Origin of the sequence: Acidisoma silvae, from assembly GCF_020618775.1 — a bacterium.
GTDB classification, from domain to species: Bacteria; Pseudomonadota; Alphaproteobacteria; order Acetobacterales; family Acetobacteraceae; genus Acidisoma; species Acidisoma silvae.
Window position 1 is genome coordinate 25538 of the sequence record NZ_JAESVB010000017.1, and the last position, 20969, is coordinate 46506.

The window sequence follows — 20969 nt, forward strand, 5'->3', positions numbered from 1 at the left end:
CCTCACAGGTCGCGGGGAATGTGCATGTCGTTTGAGCGTCGGCCAACGGCCTTGTTAACCGGAGCGGCCGGGCATTTGGGTGGTGTGTTGGCACGCCGCCTGGCTGCCTGCGGCTGGCATATGCGCCTGACCGATATCAAACCATTCGAGGGGCCTTTGCCAGATGGTGCGACCTTCCTCACGGTTGATCTGGAGGATAAGCGCGCCGTGCAGGATGCGGCTGCTGGATGTGATCTCATCCTCCATTTTGGCGGGATATCAACGGAGCAGTCTTTCGAGGATATCATTGGCCCCAATTATCGCGGTTCTTTTCATATCTACGAAGCCGCTCGGTATCACCGCGCGCGGGTTGTGTTCCCATCATCAGTCCATGTTGTCGGGCTTTATGAACGCGGTGACAAGCTCGATCAGGATTGTGTGCTGAGGCCGGATGGGTATTACGGCCTATCTAAAGCCTACGGCGAAATGCTTGCACGGATGTATTGGGAGAAGCACGAGGTTGAAAGCTTGATCGTTCGGATCGGCTCCACACTTTCCGAGCCAACCGATCGGCGCTTTTTGTCGACCTGGCTTTCCTATGACGATTTCATCGCTCTTGTACGATGCAGCGCGGAAGCGGAGCGCTTGGCGTTTACCGTCATATGGGGCGCATCCAATAATAGCCGGAGTTTTTGGCGGGACGATGGGCGCGCCCGCATCGGCTGGCAGCCCGAGGATAGTTCCGACGGCTATATCGAGCGCTTAGACGCGGTCGTGACGCATGACGCCATTGCAGAAGGGTTGCAGGGCGGCCGCTTCGTAACGGTTGATTACACACGGGAGGGTCTTCCACCGAAAGATTTGTTCTGACGGAAACAGCGAGCCTGAGACTGACAATAAGAAGAAGCCAAAGGTCGGGAACCAAAGGGACGATGTTAACATGAAACTAGCACATATGGGCGTGGGCCTGGCCATGATGGGCCTGGCCGCGCTGACGGCGGGGAAGGCGAAGGCGGAGGACCAAGAGCTCAAAATCGGGGTCGTCGCAGCTGAATCCGGATCTTTTGTATCGGCCGGCAATACGATCGCTGCCGCCGCGAAGCTTGCCGCTGCCAAGATCAATGATGACGGTGGCATCAAGGTCGGTGACAAAACGTACAAGATAAAGCTTTATATCCGCGACAATCGAACGGATGTGAACGTTACCATCGCGGCCGCGCAAGAACTGGTCAACGATATCGGCGTTAGCGCCATCTGGGGGACCGAGACCCATGACTTCTCGATCGCTATGGCCAAAATCACCGGTCCTGCGAAGGTCCTGCAATTCTCCGGCAATAGTTCTCTGGGCAGCGCCCTCAATACGACATCTGTCGCACCCGACGGCTGGTTGCATTATGCCTTCCAGACGGAGCCACAGGAATGGCAGCGCAGTGGCAGCACGGCGCGCGGTGTATTGGCGCTGCTGACGCCGCTGATGAAGACGAAACCCGTGCACTCCGTCGTGCTCGTGGGCAATGACGCTACCGGGCAATATCTGTCCTCCCACTACGTGAAGGCTTTGGAGGGTGACGGCCAGCAGGTTGATCTGGTTAAATATCCACCGGATACGACGGATTTCCTGCCGATCCTGACGCGTATCAAAGGCATGCATCCCGATATCGTGCATTTTTGGTACAATGGCGATTCAACGCTCACCGCTTTTCCGCAGGCCGAGCAAATTCATGTTGCACCGGCCTATTTCCTGTTCGGCGTCGACCCGGGCATTTATGAGCAGCGGCATTTGACGGCATCCGTGCCGGTGACCATGAGCTGCGTGCCTGAATGCTGGGGCGGCCCAAAACGGCCGGATGTGGACCAATATTTCGCTAAATACTTCGGATCGGGTGCCTCGAAAGGTCCACAATCCTCCGTTTCTCTTTTGTATTACGATTATTTCTTTATGTATGCCAAAGCTCTGGCGGAGGCCGGAAAGGTCGATGATCCTGATGCGGTTGTGAACAACCTGCTGAAGATGAGCTATCAGGGGGTCGTCTCTCCCGTGCCGCTGACCTTCAACAGCAATCATCAGGTCACCTTCGCGACCGAGGTTTGTGTCGTGAAACCCAATACCTCCGACGATTTTACCTGCACGACCGAGCAGCCGCCGGCCGCACCGCCGGCCGGTGATCCGGGCGGCTGATTGGGTCTGACCGCTGCCCGGACCGGCAAGGTACGGGCAGCGCATGGCCGTGACACTAACAACGGATTTCGCCACCTATGGAAATCTTCCTTCAGCAACTTATTAACAGCCTCTCGGTCGCGAGCGTCACCATCCTGATCGGCATGGGCATTACGCTGATTTTCGGACTCGCTGGCATCGTCAACTTTGCTCAGGGCGAGTTCCTGATGGTGGGCGGAATGATCACCTGGGCTTTGGTCATGGCCGGCGTGAATTTCTTCGTGGCCATGGTCGTCGCCATGCTGGCCGTGGGTCTGCTGGGGCTCACGGCTGAGCGCACGTTGTTTCGATTCACGCTGACGCGACCGATGAACGGTTTCATCATGTCCATCGGACTGAGCGTGATTTTGCAAAATGTCGTAATCCGCACGTTGAACGAAGTGCAGAAAAGCATCACCCCGCCCGTCACGGCGGTTTGGACCGTCGGCGGGGTGGATATCATCGCCATGCGGGCCATCGTGGTGGCGATCACGGCGGTCGTCGTCGCGGTCACCTATTTCGGCATCTCTCGCAGCCGCTACGGCGTGGCGCTCCGCGCAAGCGTCGCGGATCAAGATACGGCCGCCCTGATGGGCATTCCAGTGAAACGCTATGTCACCGGTGTTTTCGTCTATGGCAGCGTGCTCGCCGGGCTGGGCGGCGCGCTGATGATCGCGCTTTTCCCCATTACGCCGTTCACGGGCAGTGTCATCATCATTCGTGGCTTCGCGGTCTCCCTCATCGGCGGGCTTGGCAATGTCGGGGGGGCCGTCGTCGGTGGTCTGATCCTGGGTCTGGTCGATGCTTTGGCCGCACAATACGGCTTTCCGCAATGGACGGACGCCTATTCTCTGATCGTTATGATCGTCATTCTGATCCTGCGTCCACAGGGATTGCTGGGCGGCACAATGGGGCCGCGCGCCACATGACCAATCACAACATGCAGAGCCCGACACAGCCGGTGACTGCCCGCGTGTCCTTGCCGGAAGCAAAGCCGCGCTATATGCGCGGCATCAAGGAGCCGACGCGCGAGGAATGGTGTCTGGGCATTCTCATTCTGGCCGGGTTGATTGCTTTTCCCTTCTTCGACCCGGGATACCGGTTCCTGTCACTCGCGGTCTCGACGATCTTCACGGCGATTGCGCTTTACGGCCTCTCTCTCCAATTCGGCCAGGCCGGCATCATGTCTGTCGGACATGCGGGCATCATGGGTGTAGGGGGCTATACGGCGGCTATTCTCGCCAATCAGCTCGGCCTGGGCTTTTGGGAATCCTTGCCTTTGGCGATGCTGCTGTCGGCGCTGGCGGCGGCGGTGGTCGGGCTGCCGTCGCTGCGCGTCGGCGGACAGCATTATATTATCATCACCTTCTGCTTTTGCGCGCTTCTGGTGATTGCCTTGACGAATGGCGGAACCTTTACAGGGGCTGCTACAGGCCTTGATGTCGGGCCGATCCCTGGGGTCTTCGGCATCCGCTTCGCCAAGCTCGACAATATGTATTTTCTTTGCCTCGCCGCGCTGACGATCTCAATCGCGGTGACCTTCGCAATCGTGCATTCGCCCTATGGCCGCACGCTGTGGTCCATCCGCGAGAATGAGCCGCTGGCCCGCGCGGTCGGTATCAATACCAATCTGCATAAGATCGGCGTCTTTGCAATTTCCGGCGCTTTCGCAGGATTGGGCGGCATCCTGCAGACTTACTACCTGCGACATATCTCACCGGAACTCTATGGTGCTTTCCCGAGCCTCTACCTCGCTCTCATGATCATGCTGGGCGGTGCGCGCCCGCTCTACGGGCCTCTCATCGGCTCGATCATCGTCAACTTCCTGCCGGAACTGGGTGGCCTGGACCCCATCGACAGCCGCATCGCCTATGGCGTCGGCCTGTTGCTGGTAATTTTGCTGCTGCCGGGCGGGGTCAGCGGCGGCCTGCTGTCGCTCTACCGCAGAGGCACCAAAACTCGCCACCGGCTGGAGAAGGGTAGAGGCCTGTCATGACGCAACTCGAAATTCGCGGCCTCGCGAAGCGCTTCGGCGGCGTGCAGGCGCTCAATGGGATCGACATAGCGATCGACGGCGACGGCATTACCGGCGTGATCGGTCCGAACGGGTCAGGCAAGACCACGCTGTTCAATACGATTATGGGCGTCCACAAGCCGACCGCCGGCCAAGTGATTTGGGACGGGCGGGATATTACAGGCTGGCCGGCTTATCGCATCGCGGCTACAGGCCTGGTTCGAACCTACCAACAGGCAATGTCCTTTCCGGGCATCTCGGTGCTCGACAATGTCTCAATCGGGTTTGAGCATGGCTGCGATCGCGCGGCGCCGCGCCGTTGGACATCGCCTGAGAGCCTTCTGGGCTTCGTCGGGTTGGACGGGCGCGGTGACGAGATTGCCGGGTCCTTGTCCTTCGGCAATCTGCGTCGGTTGGGTATTGCGGTGGCGCTGGCCGCCCAGCCCCGGATGCTGCTGCTGGATGAACCTGGGGCGGGCCTGAACGACCATGAAGCGCTGGCGCTGCGGGATCTGATCCTGCAATTCCCCGGCATGGGCATGGGCGTCTGCCTGATCGATCATGACATGGCGCTGATGGGCGCCGTTTGCAGCCGCTTCATCGTGCTCAATTTCGGCACCAAGATCGCAGATGGCACGCCGGCGGACGTGTTGCAGGATCGCAAGGTCCTTGAAGTCTATTTGGGAGAGGACGCATGAACCTCCTGACCGTCGAAAACCTGCGCACCGGCTATGGCCCTGTCACCGTCAACCGGGATGTTTCAATCACGGTGGACGCGGCTGAGATTGTGACCGTGCTTGGTCCGAACGGCGCCGGCAAATCGACCTTGCTGCGCGCCATTTCCGGCCTTTTAAAGCCGCGCGCCGGACGTATTAGCTTCGATGGTGAAGATGTCACCAATCTGCCTGCCGACCGGGCGGTAAGCCGTGGCATCGTGATGGTGCCGGAAGGGCGGCGTATTTTCGTGGATATGACGGTCCAGGAAAATCTGCGCCTCGGCGCCTATGGCCGCCGCGACCGCGACAAGGTGGAGGCGGACCTTCGCCGTATGGAGGCGTATTTCGAAATTCTTGCGCAGAAGCGCCAGCAAAAAGGCGGAGAGTTGAGCGGCGGGCAGCAACAGATGCTGGCCATCGCGCGTGGCCTTATGGCGCGGCCCCGCATTCTTTTGTTGGATGAACCATCGCTCGGTCTGTCGCCGAAACTGGTCAAGGATCTGCGGGGCGTCATTTTGGATGTGAAGGCAACGTTCAACGCGGCCGTACTGCTGGTGGAGCAAAATGCTGGGCTGGCCATGAGTGTCGCCGCACGAGGCTATTTGCTGCATCATGGCCGATTTGTCGCGTCCGGCCCTATAGAGAACTTACGCGACGATCAGATGATGCGTGATCTTTATCTTGGTGCTGCACAAAAAGTCGCATGAGCAACAGGCGCGTCGATTATACGTTTTTTGAAATGTGAGAGATGACATGAAAACCAGAACCTTCGGCAAGACCGGCAGAACCATTAGCGAGGTCGGCTTTGGCGCTTGGGCCATTGGTGCGAGCTGGGGCGATGTCGATGATGGGGCGTCGCGCAAAGCCCTTCATGCGGCGCTCGATTCAGGTGTCACCTTCATCGACACCGCTGATGTCTATGGTGACGGCCACTCAGAACGGTTGATTGCCGGCGTGTTGAAGGAGAGGGGTGGGGATCGTCCCTATATTGCCACAAAGGCGGGCCGCAGGCTGGCGCAGCAGACGGTCGAGGGGTACAGCCGGGCTAATATTTTGGCTTGGATCGACCGCAGCCGAAAGAACCTCGACGTCGATACGCTCGACCTCGTGCAGCTGCATTGTCCGCCGACCGATCTTTATTATCAGCCAGAGGTCTTCGACACGTTGGAAGAGATTAAGGCCGCGGGCAAGATCCGCGACTATGGCGTAAGCGTTGAGCGGGTGGAGGAAGCGCTGAAAACGCTGGATTATCCGGGCGTCGTCAGCATCCAGATCATCTTCAACATTTTCCGCCGCCGCCCGATCGACTTGCTGTTTGATCAGGTAAAGAAGCACGATGTTGCCATCGTGGCGCGGGTGCCGCTGGCAAGTGGACTTTTGTCCGGCAAGTTTACGGCCGACTCGCAATTCGAAGACACTGACCATCGGAAATTCAACCGGAAGGGGGAAGCCTTCGACGTGGGCGAAACCTTCTCGGGCGTGCCCTATGAGGTCGGGCTTGCGGCCGTCGCGAAAATCCGCCCTCTCGTCGCCGGAGACACGACGATGGCGCGCCTGGCCTTGCGCTGGATTTTGATGTTCGACGCTGTGTCGGTGGTTATTCCCGGCGCGCGCAATCCCGAACAGGCGCAATCGAACGCCGCCGCCTCAGCACTGCCCGCGCTGTCGGATCAGGATATGGACACGCTGAAGGCGATCTATGACGAGGATATTCGTCCATACGTTCATGCCCGCTGGTGATGCGCATGAAAGCTCCGGTCATCGACGCGCATCAGCATTTCTGGGACCCTGATCGCGGTGACTACGGCTGGTTGAGCGGTCCGTTCCAGCCGATCCGCCGGTCGTTCGTGCCGGCCGATCTGGCGCCGTCGCTCGAAGCCTCCGGTATTGATGGCACAGTACTGGTGCAGACCTGGCATAGTCTTGCGGAAAGCTGGGAATATCTGGCGATCGCTGCGGCAACGCCTTTTGTCGCCGGTGTTGTCGCGTGGGTAGATCTCACAGATCCCGCCGTTGATAAGGTTCTGTCGACGCTCACGGCCAGTCCGCACGGGCGCTGGCTGGTCGGTATCCGCCATCTGCTGCATGAGGAGCCCGACCCCGATTGGCTGCTGCGGGATGATGTTCGCCGGGGCCTGGGCAAGGTCGCGGAGGCCGGACTGGTCTATGACCTCGTCGGCAAAACGCATCACCTGCCGGCAATGCTGAAGACCGTCGCGGACTTTCCGCAGCTGCGCTTCGTGCTGGACCATATCGCCAAACCCGAGATCGCGGGGGCCGTGATGGAACCCTGGCGGGAGAGGATGCGCCAATTCACACCGCATCGCGGCCATGTCTGGTGCAAGCTTTCCGGCATGATTACGGAGGCCGATTGGCCAAGCTGGCAGGCATCGCACCTCAAACCCTATGTCGATGAAGTGCTGTCCATTTTCGGCGCGGATCGGTGCCTGTTCGGGAGTGATTGGCCGGTCTGCCTGGTCGCGGGAAGTTACGAGCGGATGCGGGAGGCGCTTCTGATCTGTCTGGAGGCCCGGACCGAGGATGAGTGCGCACAGATATTCGGCCGTTCCGCCGTCGAAGTCTATCGGTTGCCGGAGTTCGGTGCATGACGGCCGGATCCCGCATCGGCTTCAAATCCCGCCTGGGCCTGGGCGGCAGCGGTCTCGGCACGCTGTATCGGGACGTGTCAGAAAGGCAGGCGGAAGACATTTTGATCGCCGCCTATGATAGCGGGTTGCGCTATTTCGATACGGCACCGTTTTACGGCTACGGCTTGAGCGAACTACGCCTCGGCCGCTTTCTGCGCACTGTGCCGAGAGACAGTTTTACCCTCTCGACCAAGGTCGGTCGTTATCTGACGCCTCCGCTCGGCAAGCCGCTGGATTATGGAAGCTGGGCACGTCCGCTGCATCTGCGTCCGGTCTTCGACTATAGCTATGACGGCACCATGCGCGCTTTTGAGCAGTCCGCCAGCCGGCTTGGCTTCTCCGATGTCGATATTCTTTATATCCATGACGTTGATCGCTTCACGCATGGTGAGCAGTATGAGCGGCGCTTCGCAGAGGCGATGGACGGATGCTATCGGGCTTTGAGCGAACTCAGGGCTGCGGGCCATGTTCGTGCCATCGGGGTCGGGATTAATGAAAGCGATGTCGCCGCCCGGTTTCTGCGCGCGGGTGAGTTTGATGTGGCCTTGATTGCAGGCCGCTATACCCTTCTGGATCAGGCGGCGATGATCGATTTCCTGCCAGAAGCCGAACGTCGTGGCGTCGAAGTGGTCGCCGGTGGGGTCTTTAACTCCGGCATCCTGGCGGCCGAGGGCAGCCAAAAGGCAACCTATGACTATAAGCCGGCATCGAGCGAGATTGCCGACCGGGTTGGGACGATCAGAGCCATTTGCGCAAAGCACCACGTGCCGGTTCAAGCTGTCGCATTGCAATTTCCGACGGCACATCCGAGTATTTCCGCGATCCTTGTTGGAATGGATCAGCCTGATCAGGCCATGGAAAACTCGCGCTGGAGCAAGATGGACATTCCAGCTGAGCTTTGGGCGGAACTCAAATCTCAGTCCTGCCTACCGCCGGACGCGCCCGTGGCGGTCGAACCGCTCGGTTAACGAATGGCTGTGTGACTTTGTGCAATCCTTATTTTGTTCACGCGGAGAGCGCCGATCTACAGAGGTTCCGTCTGACATTTGACGTTTTAAGACACCGACCGATTGGTCAGGCTTGCCCAAGTTCCAAGCAATGGCTAGACTTGTTCAGTCGAAGGGTTGCCCTACAAGTTCGCTGCCGTCGGGCAGCGATGTAAGGCAATAAGATCCGACCAAATATAAGAACGACCAAAAGGTCGTCTTCGGGGGATGCGCAGAATGGCGTATGATCACACACTGTTTCGGGCCGCGGTCGATCGTCGGCGGTTTTTGGCTGGAAGTGCTGCTTTGGGCGCCGGCGTACTGACGATGGGCATACCGCGGCTTGCGCGCGCGGATTCTCCGCCGCTGCTGGTAACCTCAATCCGTTCGCTATCCAATCCCTATCATGCCGTATGGAAGGTGGGTGCGGATGCTTTCGCGAAGCAGATGGGTCTTGAGCACGTGACGCTTGTGACCGAAGGCAATTCCGAGAAAGGCATTTCCGACATCAATGCCATGATCGCCAAGACGAATGGCCATATGGTGCTGAACGTCGACCCCAATAATACGCCTGACGCCCGGCCGATTGTGGAAGCCTGTGCCAAGGCGGGGGTCTTTGTGGTGACATGGTGGAACAAGCCCGCGGACCTGCATCCCTGGGACTTCAATCCGCACTATATTTCCCACATCGAATTCGATGGCACGAGCAGCGGTGCCTATATCGCCGAGGAACTTTTCAAGGCGATGGGGGGCACAGGCGGTTTTGTCGCGATCGGCGGCATCATCTCTGACTCCGCATCCATAGACAGGCGTCGCGGCATGTTGGCGGCGCTGAAAAAAAATCCAAAAATCACGCTGCTGGACTGGCAGACGGGTGAATGGCAGTCTCAAAAGGCTTTCGATATCACGAGTTCCTGGCTGACACGCTTCGGCCCGAAGATCAAAGGCATCTGGGCCGCGAATGACGACATGGGCACCGGCGCGCTGGAAGCCCTGCGGTCTCAGGGCCTGGCCGGGCAGATTCCGGTTGTCGGTATCGATGGGATCAAAGCAGCGGTCGAGGCGGTGAAAGCCGGTGAATTTGCCTGCACGGTGTCCTCCGATCCCTATTGGCAGGGTGGCATCGGCCTATCGATGGGGCTCGAAGCGGCGCAGGGCAAGTTTGATCCGTCGAAGGAGCCGAAACTACATCGTGAATTCAATGCTTCGACCGTCAAGATCACGAGCGCTAATGTCGATGCTTACATCAAGACGCAGGTCGACACCCATCCGCAGATCGATTGGACCAATTTGTGGGATCGCGTGGCAAGTCCGATTACCTATAGCTGAGATAGGCCGGCGAGAGCGTGATGGACGCCAGGGTGTCTGTGGTTGAAACAACCAAGGAGATTGCAGGGACAGAGGCGCGCGCATCCGCTCGTTCCTCCTTCTTAAAGAAACGTCTGGGGCGCTTTGCGCCGCTTCTCGTGCTCGGGGCGCTTTGCCTGCTGCTGGGCCTGCTCAATCCATCGTTCTTCAGTCTTCGCAATCTTATCTGGGGTGTCGCCAATCAGGCCGCGATTCCCCTCATTCTATCGATGGGCGCTACGTTTATCATCATTATGGGCAGCATTGATCTCTCGATCGAAGGCGTGCTCTGCGTGGGCGCCATGATCGTGGCGCTGCTTTGCACGAATGACGCGAACAGCCATCATTTCGGCTGGTGGGGTCCGCTATTGGCTTTGTTGGCTTGCACGGCGTTGGGACTGCTTAATGGCCTTGTGCATGTCGGACTGCGCATTCCGTCCTTCATGGCAACTCTCGGCCTGTGGTTCGTCGGACTTGGCATCGGCACCGTCATTCTAGGCGGGACCGCGGTTCGGGTGCTCGACCCCCATATACGCGGCATTGCATTTACACGCATCCTGGACGTGCCAATGGCCGTCTGGATCGCGATCGCGGCTTTTCTGCTGGCGCTGTTGATTGAACGATGTACACGCTTTGGTCGATACGTTTTTGCCATCGGCGGCGGAGAGGACATCGCGAAACTCTCTGGCGTTCCCGTCGCCCGGACGCGCATTCTGGCCTTCACGCTGGCGGGTTTTTTCACCGGCATCGCCTCCCTGCTTGCGAGCGCGCAACTTGGTCAGGCCAATACAACCATCGCCGACGGGCGGCTGTTCATGACCATCACAGCGGTCGTCGTTGGGGGCACCGCGTTGACCGGCGGTTACGGCAGTGTGGTCAATTCCCTGGTCGGCACGCTGACGGTTGTGGTACTGGCTAATGGCATGGTGCTGCTGGGTATCTCGCCCTATGTGCATGAGACGGTGCAAGGGCTGATGATTATCGCGGCCGTCGCGCTGTCTGTCCGTCGCGGCGCTCAACTCGTGATCAAGTAAGGCCAGCGATGTTAACGGTCGAACACATCAGCAAACGTTATGGTCCCGTGCAAGCGTTGCGGGATGTCTCGATCGACGTGAGGCCGCATGAGGTCGTAGGGTTGATCGGTGAAAACGGGGCCGGCAAGTCCACCCTCATGCGTATTCTGGCGGGGACGGTGCAGCCGGACCAGGGTGTCATTCGGGTCAACGGCACAGCCGTCACATTGCGGGACAGCCGCCACGCCAAAGCCTGCGGAATAGCGATGGTCTTTCAGGAGCAGTCGCTGCTTCTCAACATGACCGTCGCCGAAAACCTCCATCTCACACAGGAGGGTGAGTTCACGCGGATGGGCTTGCTTCAGAAGCGGCGTATGAACGCTGCCGCACGGGCTCACCTCAGTCGTGTGGGGCTTGATGTCGATCCCCGCACGCAAGTGGGCGAACTCACATTCGCTGCACGGCAGATGGTGGAACTTGCCAAGGCTCTGGCGCTTGAAGAGCGGACGACGGCGCCGCTGACCATATTTCTCGATGAACCGACATCCGTCTTGGAAACGCGTGACATCGGGATTCTGTTCGACCGCATGCGGTCTCTGAAGTCTCGGGCGAGTTTCATCTTCGTCTCGCACCGATTGGACGAGGTGCTGCAGATCAGCGATCGCGTCTATGTGATGAAAGACGGCGCGGTGGTGGCCGAACGGCCAGCAGATGCGGTCACCGTGTCCGAATTGCACGAGATGATGGTGGGGCAGGAACTGCATGCCGGGTACTACAGAGAGGATCGGCAGGGCTTGCCACAGGAGGGAGAACCGGCGCTGGAAGCGCGCGGTTTGACGGTGCGCGGCGTCTTCCAGGGCGTGGATTTTGCGCTGCGGCGTGGTGAGGTGCTGGGCGTTGCTGGCGTTATCGGGTCCGGTCGCGAAGAACTCATGCGAACACTGTTCGGTTTTCTGCCCCAGACTGCGGGAACTTTGACGGTCAATGGCCGCGATCTTGTGCTGCGTTCGCCAACCGAGGCCGTGGCGGCCGGTATCGGCTATATCCCGCGGGAGCGCCGACTGGAGGGGCTCGTGATGGACCTATCGGTCGCTGTCAACATGACGCTTGCCAATCTGGATGTCGCCATGAGCCGCAATATCATTGATCGGACGCGGGAGCGGGCGATCGCGAAGGATTGGATAGAGCGGCTGCATATCCGGACGCCCAATGCCAATCAGGTCTGCCGCAACCTCAGTGGCGGCAATCAGCAAAAAATCGTGCTTGCCCGATGGATGACGGCGAAATCACGCATCCTGATACTCGATCACCCGACGCGGGGCTTGGATGTCGGCGCCAAAGGCGAGGTCTACGACTTGATCCGTGCGCTATCGGAGGATGGCGCCAGCATCATTCTGACGTCCGACACGCTCGAAGAAACCATCGGGCTCTGTCACACCATCCTGGTCATGCGGGATGGTTCGATCACCGGCAGATTCGACGCGCCAGCGGGCGCCAAGCCGAGTCAGGTGGCGCTGCTGGAACAAATGGTTTGAGGAGCCATTTATGGCCAATGCAGGAATAGACCGGATGTCGCCAGGCCTCCTTTTCGACCGCGTGCGTCCCTACACGCCGGTGCTACTGCTCATCTTGCTGCTCCTGGGCATAGGTATTGCGCAGCCGGATTTCCTGCGTCCCAAGGATCTGTCGGTCATTCTGTCGGACGCGGCTGTACTGTTCGAATTAGCTGCCGGAATGACATTCGTCATCATGCTCGGCGGCATCGACCTTTCGGTGCAGGCCGGGGCGTCCTTCGCCAGTATGGTTGTGGCGGAACTTCTGCCGAGTGTCGGTTATCTGGCCTTTCCGATCACGATCCTTATCGGGCTCGTCGCCGGATTAAGCAGCGGTTTCGTGCATGTTCGGTTACGGATTCCGTCCTTCATCGCGACCCTTGCGACTGGCGGTATCATGACGGGGCTGTCTCTCCTGATGGAGGCGGGGCAGTCCGTATCCTTGCAGCAGGCGGGACGATATCAATGCGTTTGGATTACCGGCAATCTGATCCTGGGCATTCCCAACGTCATCCCGATCGCTTGTGTGGTTGCGCTCGGCGGCCTTTTTTTGCAGCGCTATACCCGCTTCGGTCGCTTCAGCGCGGCCATTGGTGCTGGGGAGCCGGCGGCACGGGCGGCGGGCATTTCGGTCGCCCGTTACAAGATTATGGCCTTTGGCCTTTCAGGGGCATGTGCAGCCTTTGGCGGTGTGCTGCTGGCCGCAAAGCTGGGCAGTGGCTCTCCCGATCTCGCGAACCAGTTGCTGCTGCCGACGATCGCCGCGGTGGTGGTCGGCGGAACCGCCATTACCGGTGGAATCGGGAATATCGGCTTGACGGTTGTTGGCACACTGATTGTATCGATCGTGCGGATCGGCATGACATTCCTTGGCGTGGATATTTTCGCCCAGCAAATTGTCTTCGGCACTGCACTCGTTTTTGCCGTCTTCGTCACTATTGATCGCAGCAAAATAGCGATCATCAAATAAGATGATGATGCAGCGCGTTGTTAGGGCAGACGAATAGGCATAGGCAAGTTATGGCGCTGACACTCGGGCGTTTAGATCGGGGTCCACATTTGCCGACGCTGGTCGCCAGTTCGATCACGCGGGAAATCGCACAGGGACGACTGAAACCGGGGGACCAGTTGCCGACGGAGCAATCCTTGGCGGAGACATTCGGTGTCAGCCGTAACGTCGTGCGAGAAGCTATCGCGCGACTGAGAGTGGAGGGGCGGGTGTGGTCTCGCCAGGGGCGCGGGGCGTTTGTTTCTGCCACCCCGCAGACAAATCTTCTCACCATTGAACATGACGATGCGCAGCCCGAAGATGTCTTTGCTGCGCTATTTCAATTTCGCGGTATTTTGGAAGTGCAGGGCGCGGCTTTGGCGGCCCAGTTGAGAACGCCGGATGATCTAGACCGGATACGTGAGGCTGTAGAGGCCATGGCGGCCGCACCATATGGCAGCATTCTATGGCTCAACGGAGATCTTGCTTTTCATCACGCGATTGCATCGGCGACCCACAACACATATTTCGTTCAGGTCCTTGCGTTCGTCGCAGAAAAGGTCCGAGAAAGTATCCTTTCAGCGGGAGGGCAGAGCCATTCGGAAAATATGGCTCAGGCGACGGAGCGGGAGCATCGCTCCATTCTCGCCGCAATCGAGATGCAGGATGAGGCCGCGGCACGAAATGCGATGAAGGATCACTTGGCCGGTGCTGCTAGCCGTATTGGCACAACCATTGCCACCGAGGGCATGAAGAGTTCGTTATAGTCGAAGGCTAGGGTAAGTCTTTCATTTGATTGAAGCGTGTCGATCAGATATGATGGAAATTACTGGACGGGGCCGTCAAGTATTCTCGATTGTAGTAAAACAGGGGAAATGGACCGTAGTCGCGTTTTGGCTTTGGTCCGAAAATCTGAGCTAAATGTACTAAACTAGCTAAAAATTATCTGAATTCGGCTTTGATGTATCACATTACGCGGCCTTTTTTAGCGCCTCTTGAGCCAAGAGCGAATTAGTTCGCCATTCCCGATAGTGAGGCGGCCCTGAAAAAGCGCCGTAACCTCTCTATGGAGCAATTTGCGCGGGAGCCGCTGTTGCAACGCCTGCGCAAATTGTTGAATTTCAGCCGCTGTGATAGCCACCGTCGACCGGCAGAATAATGCCGGTCACGAACGCCGCGGCGGGTGAGGCCAGGAACAGGGTCGGACCGATCAGGTCTTCGGCGAGACCCCAGCGTTTCAGCGCGGCGCGCTCGGCGATCTTTTCTTTGGACGGCGAATTTTCCCAGAGCGCGCGCGTCATATCGGTCTTGTGATAGCCGGGCGCGATGGCGTTTACCCGAACGCCGCTTGGGCCATAGCGATGGGCCATAGCGCGGGTCAGCCCAACGATGCCAGTCTTGCTTGCGGTGTAGGCGGGCACCGCCTCATCGGCCAGATAGCTCAGCATCGACGCGACGTTAATGATATTGCCTTGACTTTTTAGAAGCAGCGGCAGGGCGCTGCGGGAGAGGCGCATGGCGCTGTTAAGGTTGATGTCGATCACTGTGAGGAAATCGGCTTCCTCCCACTCAGCACCCGGTTTGGCGACGCCCTGGCAATTCACTAGAACGTCCAACTGTGAAAGACCGCGGAAAAAGGTGTCGATAGCGGCACTGTCCTGCACGTCTAGCCGAGCGAAGGTAACGCCAGGACGGGCAGGGGCTGCGGTTAGCGCGGCAATCTTTGTCTCAGAGCTGCCGGTAGCGAGCACGATCGCCCCTGCGGCGGCAAAACCTTCCGCCATGGCTAGGCCGATGCCGCTGGTGCCTCCGGAGACCACAACGTGTTTGTCGCGCAAAGCGGCCGCGAAACTCCCTGCGATTTCATCTATGCTCATGTATTTCTTCCTTTTTATCTAGCGTTGACGATTTGAATACCGTCTGCCTGCCTAGCTGTCACGTGTGTCTCGTTGCAGAAACCCAGATTCCCCTCAATGGTAAGCTGTCTAGGGCCATCGCTGCGATCCGAGCACTCTCGAACCAAAAGCATTCTCGTTCTGGACGGAGGGTGGCGATATAACCGCCCATCGCCTTCCCTGTCGCGTGATGCCATGAGATCGCATCACGAGCCTGCGCATGACAAAAATCTCCAGCTAGGCATCTTTCAAAAGGTGCGTTTTTTTACGACCCGACGTGGTGTTAGCAGCCTATGCGGTTTCATGATTGTCTTGTGAAAGCTCCCAACCAGCCGTGAGAAAGGTTGATCGGGAACGTAGGCGGCAGGTCGATTCAGTGCTTCGGATTGCTAGCGGCCTCCAGCCGATCCATCGCAGGGAAAAGCACACCGGACACAACAGATCCGAGATGGATGGCTAAGTGCCAAGCAACGTCTTGCTTAGAGTAATTTGATATGCTCGCGAATGTCCGGAGAGGATGAGTCGCGGATATCGCAACAATGAGCCCGATGAGTTTGATCGCAAGCGGAACATGATCTCTCTGCAGAGCGCATTCATTGCCCAAAGAAGCCAGGTCAGAGCCAGTATAACCCAACTATTGCGCGCCGCCATAATGCGCAGGTTCATCGCAGAGCTTCCTTGAAGAGGGCGTGCAGGCACGGGCGGCCCGTCATTCGTGATAGAGCACGGAACGGCCGCCATCGATTGCAATGCTGGCGGCGTTGATAAAGGGCGCTTCGTCGGAGGCAAGGAAAAGCGCCGTCATGGCGACTTCGTCTGGCCGGCCGATGCGCTTGGGCGGGTGGAGATCATAAGCTTTACGGCGCTCAGCTTCCGGGTCAGGGAAGGTTGCCCAATAGTCGCGCGCAATATCAGTCTCGATATAGCCCGGAGCGATTGCATTAACACGCACGCCTTTCGCTGCATATTGAATGCCGAGAGAACGGGTAAGGCCAAGAAGCCCGTGTTTTGCGACTGGATACGGGAATGTATCCGGGATGATGGTCGTGGAATGACTGGATGCAATATTGACGATGCTGCCGGCGCCCCCCGCGAGCATCGCGGGCAGTGCGGCTTTGCACATATGCCAGACGCCATCGAGGTCAACCGCGAAGCAGCGTCGCCATTCTTCGTCGGTCGTTGCCAGCGGCTCATGAAAGACATTGATCCCTGCGTTATTGACGAGGATATCCAGCTTCCCGAAAGCAGCAAGCGTCTGTCGCACGCTATCAGCCGCAGCGATTGGGTCCGCTACATCGGTTCGCACAAAGAGGCTTCTGCCACCCTGGGCCGCCAAGGCCGATGCCATAGAGGCGCCAGTTTCCGCGTCCCGCTCAGCGATGACCACAGCGGCACCTTCGCGTGCAAAGGCTTGGGCGATGGCGGCCCCGATGCCGCGTCCTGAACCGGTGACAATCGCGATCTTGTCTTGTAAACGACCGCTCATTGCACTCACCAATCCACCACTGTTCCGTCAGGCATAACCGCCTCGGTTGCCGTCATAATTTCCTGCTTGAAAGGGTGCTTTGCCGCAACAGCTTCGTCTATCTCAATTCCCAGGCCCGGAGCTTCGGGGATTTGCCAATGGCCGTCTACCATGCGGATGGGACCTTGCAGAACGTCTCCATACCAAGGCACGGCCCCAACCATTTCTTCTTGAATCACGAAGTTTGGCGTCGCAATATCGAAATGTAAGGCGGCGACGCCGGCCAAGGGCCCAAGCGGATTATGCGGCGCGATGCCTGCGCCTGCGAGTTCAGCCATGGCAGCGATCTTCCGCGCCTCGGTAAAGCCGCCCACATGGCAGAGATCAGGTTGCGCGATGTCGAGAATGCGCGCCTGGAAGAAGGGCTCAAATTCCCACCGGTCGACCAGACGCTCACCGGCGGCAATTGGCACATGCGTGCGCTGAGCGATCGATTTTAGTCCAGCGATATCATGCGGCGGGAGCGGCTCTTCCACGAAAAGTGGGCGGCCAGGCGCCAGCGCATCGATATAGTGGAGTGCTGCACCGGCCGAGGCGCAGCGGCCATGAAAATCGACCATAAGCTCTACGTCATTCCCGACGGCGGCGCGCAAATCCTGCATCATACGGGCGACATCGTCGATGGCGCGGTTTGGTGCCGTATAATGGGTGTAGGGGATAAAGACGACCTTCATGGCGCGGTAGCCACGCTCCAGCACTTCATGGGCTCGCTCGATCAAAGGGCCTGCAGACATGCTGTTATAGACGGCGTCGATCTGTCCCAGGCCCAGATGGGTGTAGACGGGCACACGATCACGCATCTTTCCGCCGAGAAGACGCCAGACGGGGAGGCCCACGCTTTTGCCAAAGATGTCCCAAAGTGCCACTTCGATTCCGGCAATGGCGCTGCTACCGATGACACCGATGCGCCAGAACCCATGCTTGTGCATGGTCCGCACCAGATTTTCGATATCGCGAGGATCCTTTCCAATGATGAGTGGAGCAATGTCGTCGACAGCGCCTGTTACTGCGCGCGTTTTCCACTCCAGCGTCGCTTCGCCCCAGCCATAGAGGCCGGGTTGGTCAGTGTCGACTCGCACGAAGATCCAGTTACGCATCTCGGCGTTGACGACAACGGTACGAATACCCGTGATCTTCATGTCAGTGTTTCCTCGGGTGTGAACAGGACGCGGCTTTGCAGTGCATCGCCAGGAGCCAACAGCATGAGACCACCCAAATTAGCCAAGTGGTGGCCATTGGCCTGATGGGTCATAGGTTCAAAACAGAAGTAATCGCCTGCAAAATCGGGCTCAAATGTCTTGTCGGACATGAAGACAAAATAGTCACGAAAAGCCGTGTCTGCCGCGATGCTGAGGGCCAAACCTCGATCGGGCCAAGCGATACGCGCGTCGCCAGTCCAGCCAGTAAAGCCATTATTAATCCACCGGCGGGGCAAAGCACGCGATTGCACGAAATCAAGATCCAATGGCACGGCGCTGCGCAAGCCAGGCAAAAAATCTGCTTCCTCAGCAAAGAACGCCTCGGCTGGTGCTCTCAGTTCTGTTTGCGGCGTCAAGGGAAAATAGGGATGCAAGCCGAGGCCGAAGGGAAGGGGGGCGGTTCCGCAATTACGAACTTCTATTCCGACAGCCAGTGCGCCGTCCCGGGTTAATTCATAGATGATCCGAGCGTCATAACCATAAGGCCGGCCGGTTGCCGCCTTATGGCTGAGCGCGAGATTTATCTGTGTGTCAGTCGCTAGCGTGACCGACCATTCGCTTAACCAGCCGTCGCCATGCAGGTAATGCCGATCCCATGGTTGATTGGGTGTGAAATCGTAAGTTCGGTCCGCGATGCTGAAGTGGTTGCCAGCGACTCGGTTGCCGAATGGCACAAGTGGGAAGCAACTTGCCGTCAGCGGATTGCCTGCATAGTTCTCAGCTGAACGCATCAGCGGGAACGACAATCCACCAGGTTGGTTCCAAGTGAAGCCGGTGACAACGGCGCCGCGCCGGTCGACGTCGAGCGTGAGCGGGCCGCGCTGCAGCCTGATGGCGAAGGGTGCCATCAATCTTCAAGCCGAATAATGACTTTGCCTGCGCGACCGCTGGCTGCGAGAGCATAAGCAGCAGGGGCTTCGACCAAGGAAAAGCGGTCAGTGATGATGTCACGTGGATAGCGTTTCCAATCGGCCAAATCCTCTGCGCACTGGTCCATATTGTGCAAGCTGGTGACCCAGGAACCGATGATCCGTCGCTGCTGGTGCATAAGGTCATCACTGACCTTGAAAGTAACCTCACCGGTTTCACCGATATAGACGCATCGGCCCCAGCTATGGGTACCCTGTAACGCCAGCAGGCGTCCCCGAGGATTACCCGAGCAATCAAGCGTGACATTGGCTCCGCCGCGCGTCACTTCCCGCACGGCCGAGAGGGTTTCCGTATTGGCGAGAAAGCCGTGGGTGACCAGTCCGAGGCGCCTGGCTACATCGACACGCTCCTGCTGAGTGTCCACGCCGATGGTCATTTTGGCGCCGCGCCCCTGCGCCAGCATGAGGGCGGCGAGGCCGACAGGGCCGAGACCTACGACCATAACGCTATCGCTGCCGGAGACTTCGCCGCGCAGGATGCCCTCATAGGCAGTGCCGACGCCGCAGGAAATGAAGCAGCCATCCTCGTAGGTGAGGCTGTCCGGCAGTTTTACGAGATCCTTCTCATCGGCGATGAGATATTCGGCGTGGCCGCCGTCGCGCTGCCAGCCGTAAGCTGCACGTAGGGGATCGGTGCAGCTGATCTGATAGCCCTTGCGGCAGCTCCGGCAGAAGCCACAGCCTGAGATGTGATAGACTGCAACGCGGTCACCCGGCTTGAAATGGCGGCATCCCGGGCCGAGTGTTTCGACCTGGCCACTTGGCTCATGTCCGGCAATCACGCCCAGATATTTAGCCCCGCCTTCTCCGATGTGCTTGTGGTAGATGTAGTGAATATCGCTACCGCAGAGGCCGGAAGCCTTCATGCGCAGCCGAACTTGACCGATTCCGGGTTCTGGAATGTTAATCTCTCGGAGATCGACGCGATCGTCGCCAGGAAGAAAAGCAGCTATCATTTTCGTCATGGTGCGGTTCCTGAGTTTTAGTGTCTGCCGCGGCCAGACCGGCGCAGAGCGGCGACATTGAGCAGAACGGCGGCGACAATGATGACGCCACGCACCATGTCCTGCACGAATGAATTGATGCCGTAGAGTACAAGACCGTCGCCGATGACGGTAATGGCGAGTACGCCGAGTAGCGTGCCGAGCATGGAGCCGCGGCCGCCGGACAAAGCCGTTCCCCCCACGACAACGCCCGCGATAACGTCGAACTCTAGGCCTTCCGCCGCACCCGCGTTACCTGTGCCGAGGCGCGCGAGCAGCATGACGGCAGTGATGGCCGCCATGAGGCCAGACAAAGTGAAGACCAGAATACGAATCCGTGTGACATTGATACCGCAAAGCCGAGCTGCACTGGCGTTGCCACCGACTGCGTAGACTGAACGCCCGAAGGCAGTCTTGCGGGAAACAAAAACGAAGAGCCCAAACAGAATAATCATGACAACGGCTGAGACTGGAAGGCCGAAGACATTGTCTCCCATCCAATCCAGCGTGTCATTGTCATCGAAACTCACCGGCAGTGCATTGGTCATAAACAAGGCGAGACCACGCAATGCGCTCCAGAGACCGAGAGTCGCTACGAAGGAGGGCACATTGAAGACGCCCCGAAGGGCGCCGGCGACACTGCCGAGCGCGGCGCCGAGGACGAGCCCTGCACCAAGCGAAATGGCCAACGGCTCATGCCATTTGAGGAGAAAGGCCATGACCACTGAAATGAATGCGACCATCGGGCCGACGCTAATGTCGATCTCGCCAGCCACAATCACAAGCGTTTGAGCCCAGGCCGCAATGCCAATGGTCGAGCCATCGCGTAAGATATTTACCTGGTTATTTGCGCTGAGAAATCCGGGTGAGATAATGCCGAAAATTACATAAAGAACGACGATGATGGCTATGAGACCGAATTCATTGACATGGCCAGATAACCTATTGGTTTTTTGGCGTGCCGTCGGGGGTGCGATCGCTGATGCAGTCATGGGTC

At 58.5% G+C, this 20969-nt stretch carries 20 protein-coding genes; 14 read left to right on the forward strand and 6 right to left on the reverse strand.

The genetic code is table 11. The features are described from left to right. Positions 1-24 precede the first annotated feature (24 nt). From ASILVAE211_RS21395 to ASILVAE211_RS21460, 14 genes are all read left to right on the forward strand, one after another. Entirely contained in the window at positions 25-849 is an 825-nt protein-coding gene (locus ASILVAE211_RS21395) for an NAD-dependent epimerase/dehydratase family protein (RefSeq protein ID WP_227323405.1), read from the forward strand. Positions 850-919: 70 nt separating this feature from the next. Then, a complete protein-coding gene (locus ASILVAE211_RS21400) occupies positions 920-2158 on the forward strand; it encodes an ABC transporter substrate-binding protein (protein WP_227323406.1) in 1239 nt (412 codons plus the stop codon). 77 nt (positions 2159-2235) lie between these two features. Further along, positions 2236-3105, forward strand: coding sequence for a branched-chain amino acid ABC transporter permease (locus ASILVAE211_RS21405; protein ID WP_227323407.1), 870 nt, complete (start codon positions 2236-2238; stop codon positions 3103-3105). Further along, complete coding sequence (locus ASILVAE211_RS21410) at positions 3102-4172, forward strand: branched-chain amino acid ABC transporter permease (protein WP_227323408.1); 1071 nt, start codon at positions 3102-3104, stop codon at positions 4170-4172. The genes ASILVAE211_RS21405 and ASILVAE211_RS21410 overlap by 4 nt, the downstream gene beginning before the upstream one ends. Further along, positions 4169-4888 (forward strand): ABC transporter ATP-binding protein, encoded by a 720-nt coding sequence (locus ASILVAE211_RS21415; RefSeq protein WP_227323409.1) that lies wholly within the window; start codon positions 4169-4171, stop codon positions 4886-4888. The genes ASILVAE211_RS21410 and ASILVAE211_RS21415 overlap by 4 nt, the downstream gene beginning before the upstream one ends. After that, complete coding sequence (locus ASILVAE211_RS21420) at positions 4885-5613, forward strand: ABC transporter ATP-binding protein (protein WP_227323410.1); 729 nt, start codon at positions 4885-4887, stop codon at positions 5611-5613. Before ASILVAE211_RS21415 ends, ASILVAE211_RS21420 begins: the two co-directional genes overlap by 4 nt. 46 nt (positions 5614-5659) lie before the next feature. Further along, positions 5660-6646 carry an aldo/keto reductase gene (locus tag ASILVAE211_RS21425; RefSeq protein WP_227323411.1) on the forward strand — a complete coding sequence of 329 codons (987 nt, stop codon included), beginning with the start codon at positions 5660-5662 and terminating at the stop codon, positions 6644-6646. A 5-nt stretch (positions 6647-6651) separates the two neighbouring features. Beyond that, complete coding sequence (locus tag ASILVAE211_RS21430) at positions 6652-7515, forward strand: amidohydrolase family protein (protein WP_227323412.1); 864 nt, start codon at positions 6652-6654, stop codon at positions 7513-7515. Continuing rightward, positions 7512-8522 (forward strand): aldo/keto reductase, encoded by a 1011-nt coding sequence (locus ASILVAE211_RS21435; protein ID WP_227323413.1) that lies wholly within the window; start codon positions 7512-7514, stop codon positions 8520-8522. Before ASILVAE211_RS21430 ends, ASILVAE211_RS21435 begins: the two co-directional genes overlap by 4 nt. A 255-nt stretch (positions 8523-8777) precedes the next feature. Continuing rightward, positions 8778-9869 carry a sugar ABC transporter substrate-binding protein gene (locus tag ASILVAE211_RS21440; RefSeq protein WP_227323414.1) on the forward strand — a complete coding sequence of 364 codons (1092 nt, stop codon included), beginning with the start codon at positions 8778-8780 and terminating at the stop codon, positions 9867-9869. Positions 9870-9901: 32 nt separating this feature from the next. Next, entirely contained in the window at positions 9902-10921 is a 1020-nt protein-coding gene (locus ASILVAE211_RS21445; RefSeq protein WP_227323415.1) for an ABC transporter permease, read from the forward strand. 8 nt (positions 10922-10929) lie between these two features. Continuing rightward, positions 10930-12435 carry a sugar ABC transporter ATP-binding protein gene (locus ASILVAE211_RS21450; RefSeq protein ID WP_227323416.1) on the forward strand — a complete coding sequence of 502 codons (1506 nt, stop codon included), beginning with the start codon at positions 10930-10932 and terminating at the stop codon, positions 12433-12435. Between the two features lie 10 nt (positions 12436-12445). Further along, positions 12446-13423, forward strand: a complete 978-nt coding sequence (locus tag ASILVAE211_RS21455; protein ID WP_227323417.1) for an ABC transporter permease — start codon at positions 12446-12448, stop codon at positions 13421-13423. Positions 13424-13473: 50 nt separating this feature from the next. Next, positions 13474-14208 (forward strand): FadR/GntR family transcriptional regulator, encoded by a 735-nt coding sequence (locus ASILVAE211_RS21460; protein WP_227323418.1) that lies wholly within the window; start codon positions 13474-13476, stop codon positions 14206-14208. Positions 14209-14562: 354 nt separating this feature from the next. On the opposite strand, the gene ASILVAE211_RS21465 is transcribed toward ASILVAE211_RS21460, so the two are convergent. From ASILVAE211_RS21465 to ASILVAE211_RS21490, 6 genes are all read right to left on the reverse strand, one after another. Next, positions 14563-15318 (reverse strand): SDR family NAD(P)-dependent oxidoreductase, encoded by a 756-nt coding sequence (locus tag ASILVAE211_RS21465; protein ID WP_227323419.1) that lies wholly within the window; start codon positions 15316-15318, stop codon positions 14563-14565. A 727-nt stretch (positions 15319-16045) separates the two neighbouring features. Further along, positions 16046-16822, reverse strand: coding sequence for an SDR family oxidoreductase (locus ASILVAE211_RS21470; RefSeq protein WP_227323420.1), 777 nt, complete (start codon positions 16820-16822; stop codon positions 16046-16048). 5 nt (positions 16823-16827) lie between these two features. Beyond that, positions 16828-18000, reverse strand: a complete 1173-nt coding sequence (dgoD, locus tag ASILVAE211_RS21475; RefSeq protein ID WP_227323421.1) for a galactonate dehydratase — start codon at positions 17998-18000, stop codon at positions 16828-16830. Beyond that, entirely contained in the window at positions 17997-18908 is a 912-nt protein-coding gene (locus ASILVAE211_RS21480; RefSeq protein WP_227323422.1) for an aldose 1-epimerase, read from the reverse strand. The genes dgoD and ASILVAE211_RS21480 overlap by 4 nt, the downstream gene beginning before the upstream one ends. Continuing rightward, positions 18908-19954 carry a zinc-dependent alcohol dehydrogenase family protein gene (locus ASILVAE211_RS21485; protein ID WP_227323423.1) on the reverse strand — a complete coding sequence of 349 codons (1047 nt, stop codon included), beginning with the start codon at positions 19952-19954 and terminating at the stop codon, positions 18908-18910. Before ASILVAE211_RS21485 ends, ASILVAE211_RS21480 begins: the two co-directional genes overlap by 1 nt. 17 nt (positions 19955-19971) lie before the next feature. Continuing rightward, a complete protein-coding gene (locus ASILVAE211_RS21490; RefSeq protein WP_227323424.1) occupies positions 19972-20964 on the reverse strand; it encodes an ABC transporter permease in 993 nt (330 codons plus the stop codon). Positions 20965-20969 lie beyond the last annotated feature (5 nt).

What these genes read in the sequence shown, in the direction of transcription:
- ASILVAE211_RS21395 (WP_227323405.1), top strand. Translation starts at nt 25, where the DNA reads ATGTCGTTTGAGCGTCGGCCAACGGCCTTGTTAACCGGAGCGGCCGGG.
- ASILVAE211_RS21400 (WP_227323406.1), top strand. Translation starts at nt 920, where the DNA reads ATGAAACTAGCACATATGGGCGTGGGCCTGGCCATGATGGGCCTGGCC.
- ASILVAE211_RS21405 (WP_227323407.1), top strand. Translation starts at nt 2,236, where the DNA reads ATGGAAATCTTCCTTCAGCAACTTATTAACAGCCTCTCGGTCGCGAGC.
- ASILVAE211_RS21410 (WP_227323408.1), top strand. Translation starts at nt 3,102, where the DNA reads ATGACCAATCACAACATGCAGAGCCCGACACAGCCGGTGACTGCCCGC.
- ASILVAE211_RS21415 (WP_227323409.1), top strand. Translation starts at nt 4,169, where the DNA reads ATGACGCAACTCGAAATTCGCGGCCTCGCGAAGCGCTTCGGCGGCGTG.
- ASILVAE211_RS21420 (WP_227323410.1), top strand. Translation starts at nt 4,885, where the DNA reads ATGAACCTCCTGACCGTCGAAAACCTGCGCACCGGCTATGGCCCTGTC.
- ASILVAE211_RS21425 (WP_227323411.1), top strand. Translation starts at nt 5,660, where the DNA reads ATGAAAACCAGAACCTTCGGCAAGACCGGCAGAACCATTAGCGAGGTC.
- ASILVAE211_RS21430 (WP_227323412.1), top strand. Translation starts at nt 6,652, where the DNA reads ATGAAAGCTCCGGTCATCGACGCGCATCAGCATTTCTGGGACCCTGAT.
- ASILVAE211_RS21435 (WP_227323413.1), top strand. Translation starts at nt 7,512, where the DNA reads ATGACGGCCGGATCCCGCATCGGCTTCAAATCCCGCCTGGGCCTGGGC.
- ASILVAE211_RS21440 (WP_227323414.1), top strand. Translation starts at nt 8,778, where the DNA reads ATGGCGTATGATCACACACTGTTTCGGGCCGCGGTCGATCGTCGGCGG.
- ASILVAE211_RS21450 (WP_227323416.1), top strand. Translation starts at nt 10,930, where the DNA reads ATGTTAACGGTCGAACACATCAGCAAACGTTATGGTCCCGTGCAAGCG.
- ASILVAE211_RS21455 (WP_227323417.1), top strand. Translation starts at nt 12,446, where the DNA reads ATGGCCAATGCAGGAATAGACCGGATGTCGCCAGGCCTCCTTTTCGAC.
- ASILVAE211_RS21460 (WP_227323418.1), top strand. Translation starts at nt 13,474, where the DNA reads ATGGCGCTGACACTCGGGCGTTTAGATCGGGGTCCACATTTGCCGACG.
- ASILVAE211_RS21465 (WP_227323419.1), bottom strand. Translation starts at nt 15,318, where the DNA reads ATGAGCATAGATGAAATCGCAGGGAGTTTCGCGGCCGCTTTGCGCGAC.
- ASILVAE211_RS21470 (WP_227323420.1), bottom strand. Translation starts at nt 16,822, where the DNA reads ATGAGCGGTCGTTTACAAGACAAGATCGCGATTGTCACCGGTTCAGGA.
- dgoD (WP_227323421.1), bottom strand. Translation starts at nt 18,000, where the DNA reads ATGAAGATCACGGGTATTCGTACCGTTGTCGTCAACGCCGAGATGCGT.
- ASILVAE211_RS21480 (WP_227323422.1), bottom strand. Translation starts at nt 18,908, where the DNA reads ATGGCACCCTTCGCCATCAGGCTGCAGCGCGGCCCGCTCACGCTCGAC.
- ASILVAE211_RS21485 (WP_227323423.1), bottom strand. Translation starts at nt 19,954, where the DNA reads ATGACGAAAATGATAGCTGCTTTTCTTCCTGGCGACGATCGCGTCGAT.
- ASILVAE211_RS21490 (WP_227323424.1), bottom strand. Translation starts at nt 20,964, where the DNA reads ATGACTGCATCAGCGATCGCACCCCCGACGGCACGCCAAAAAACCAAT.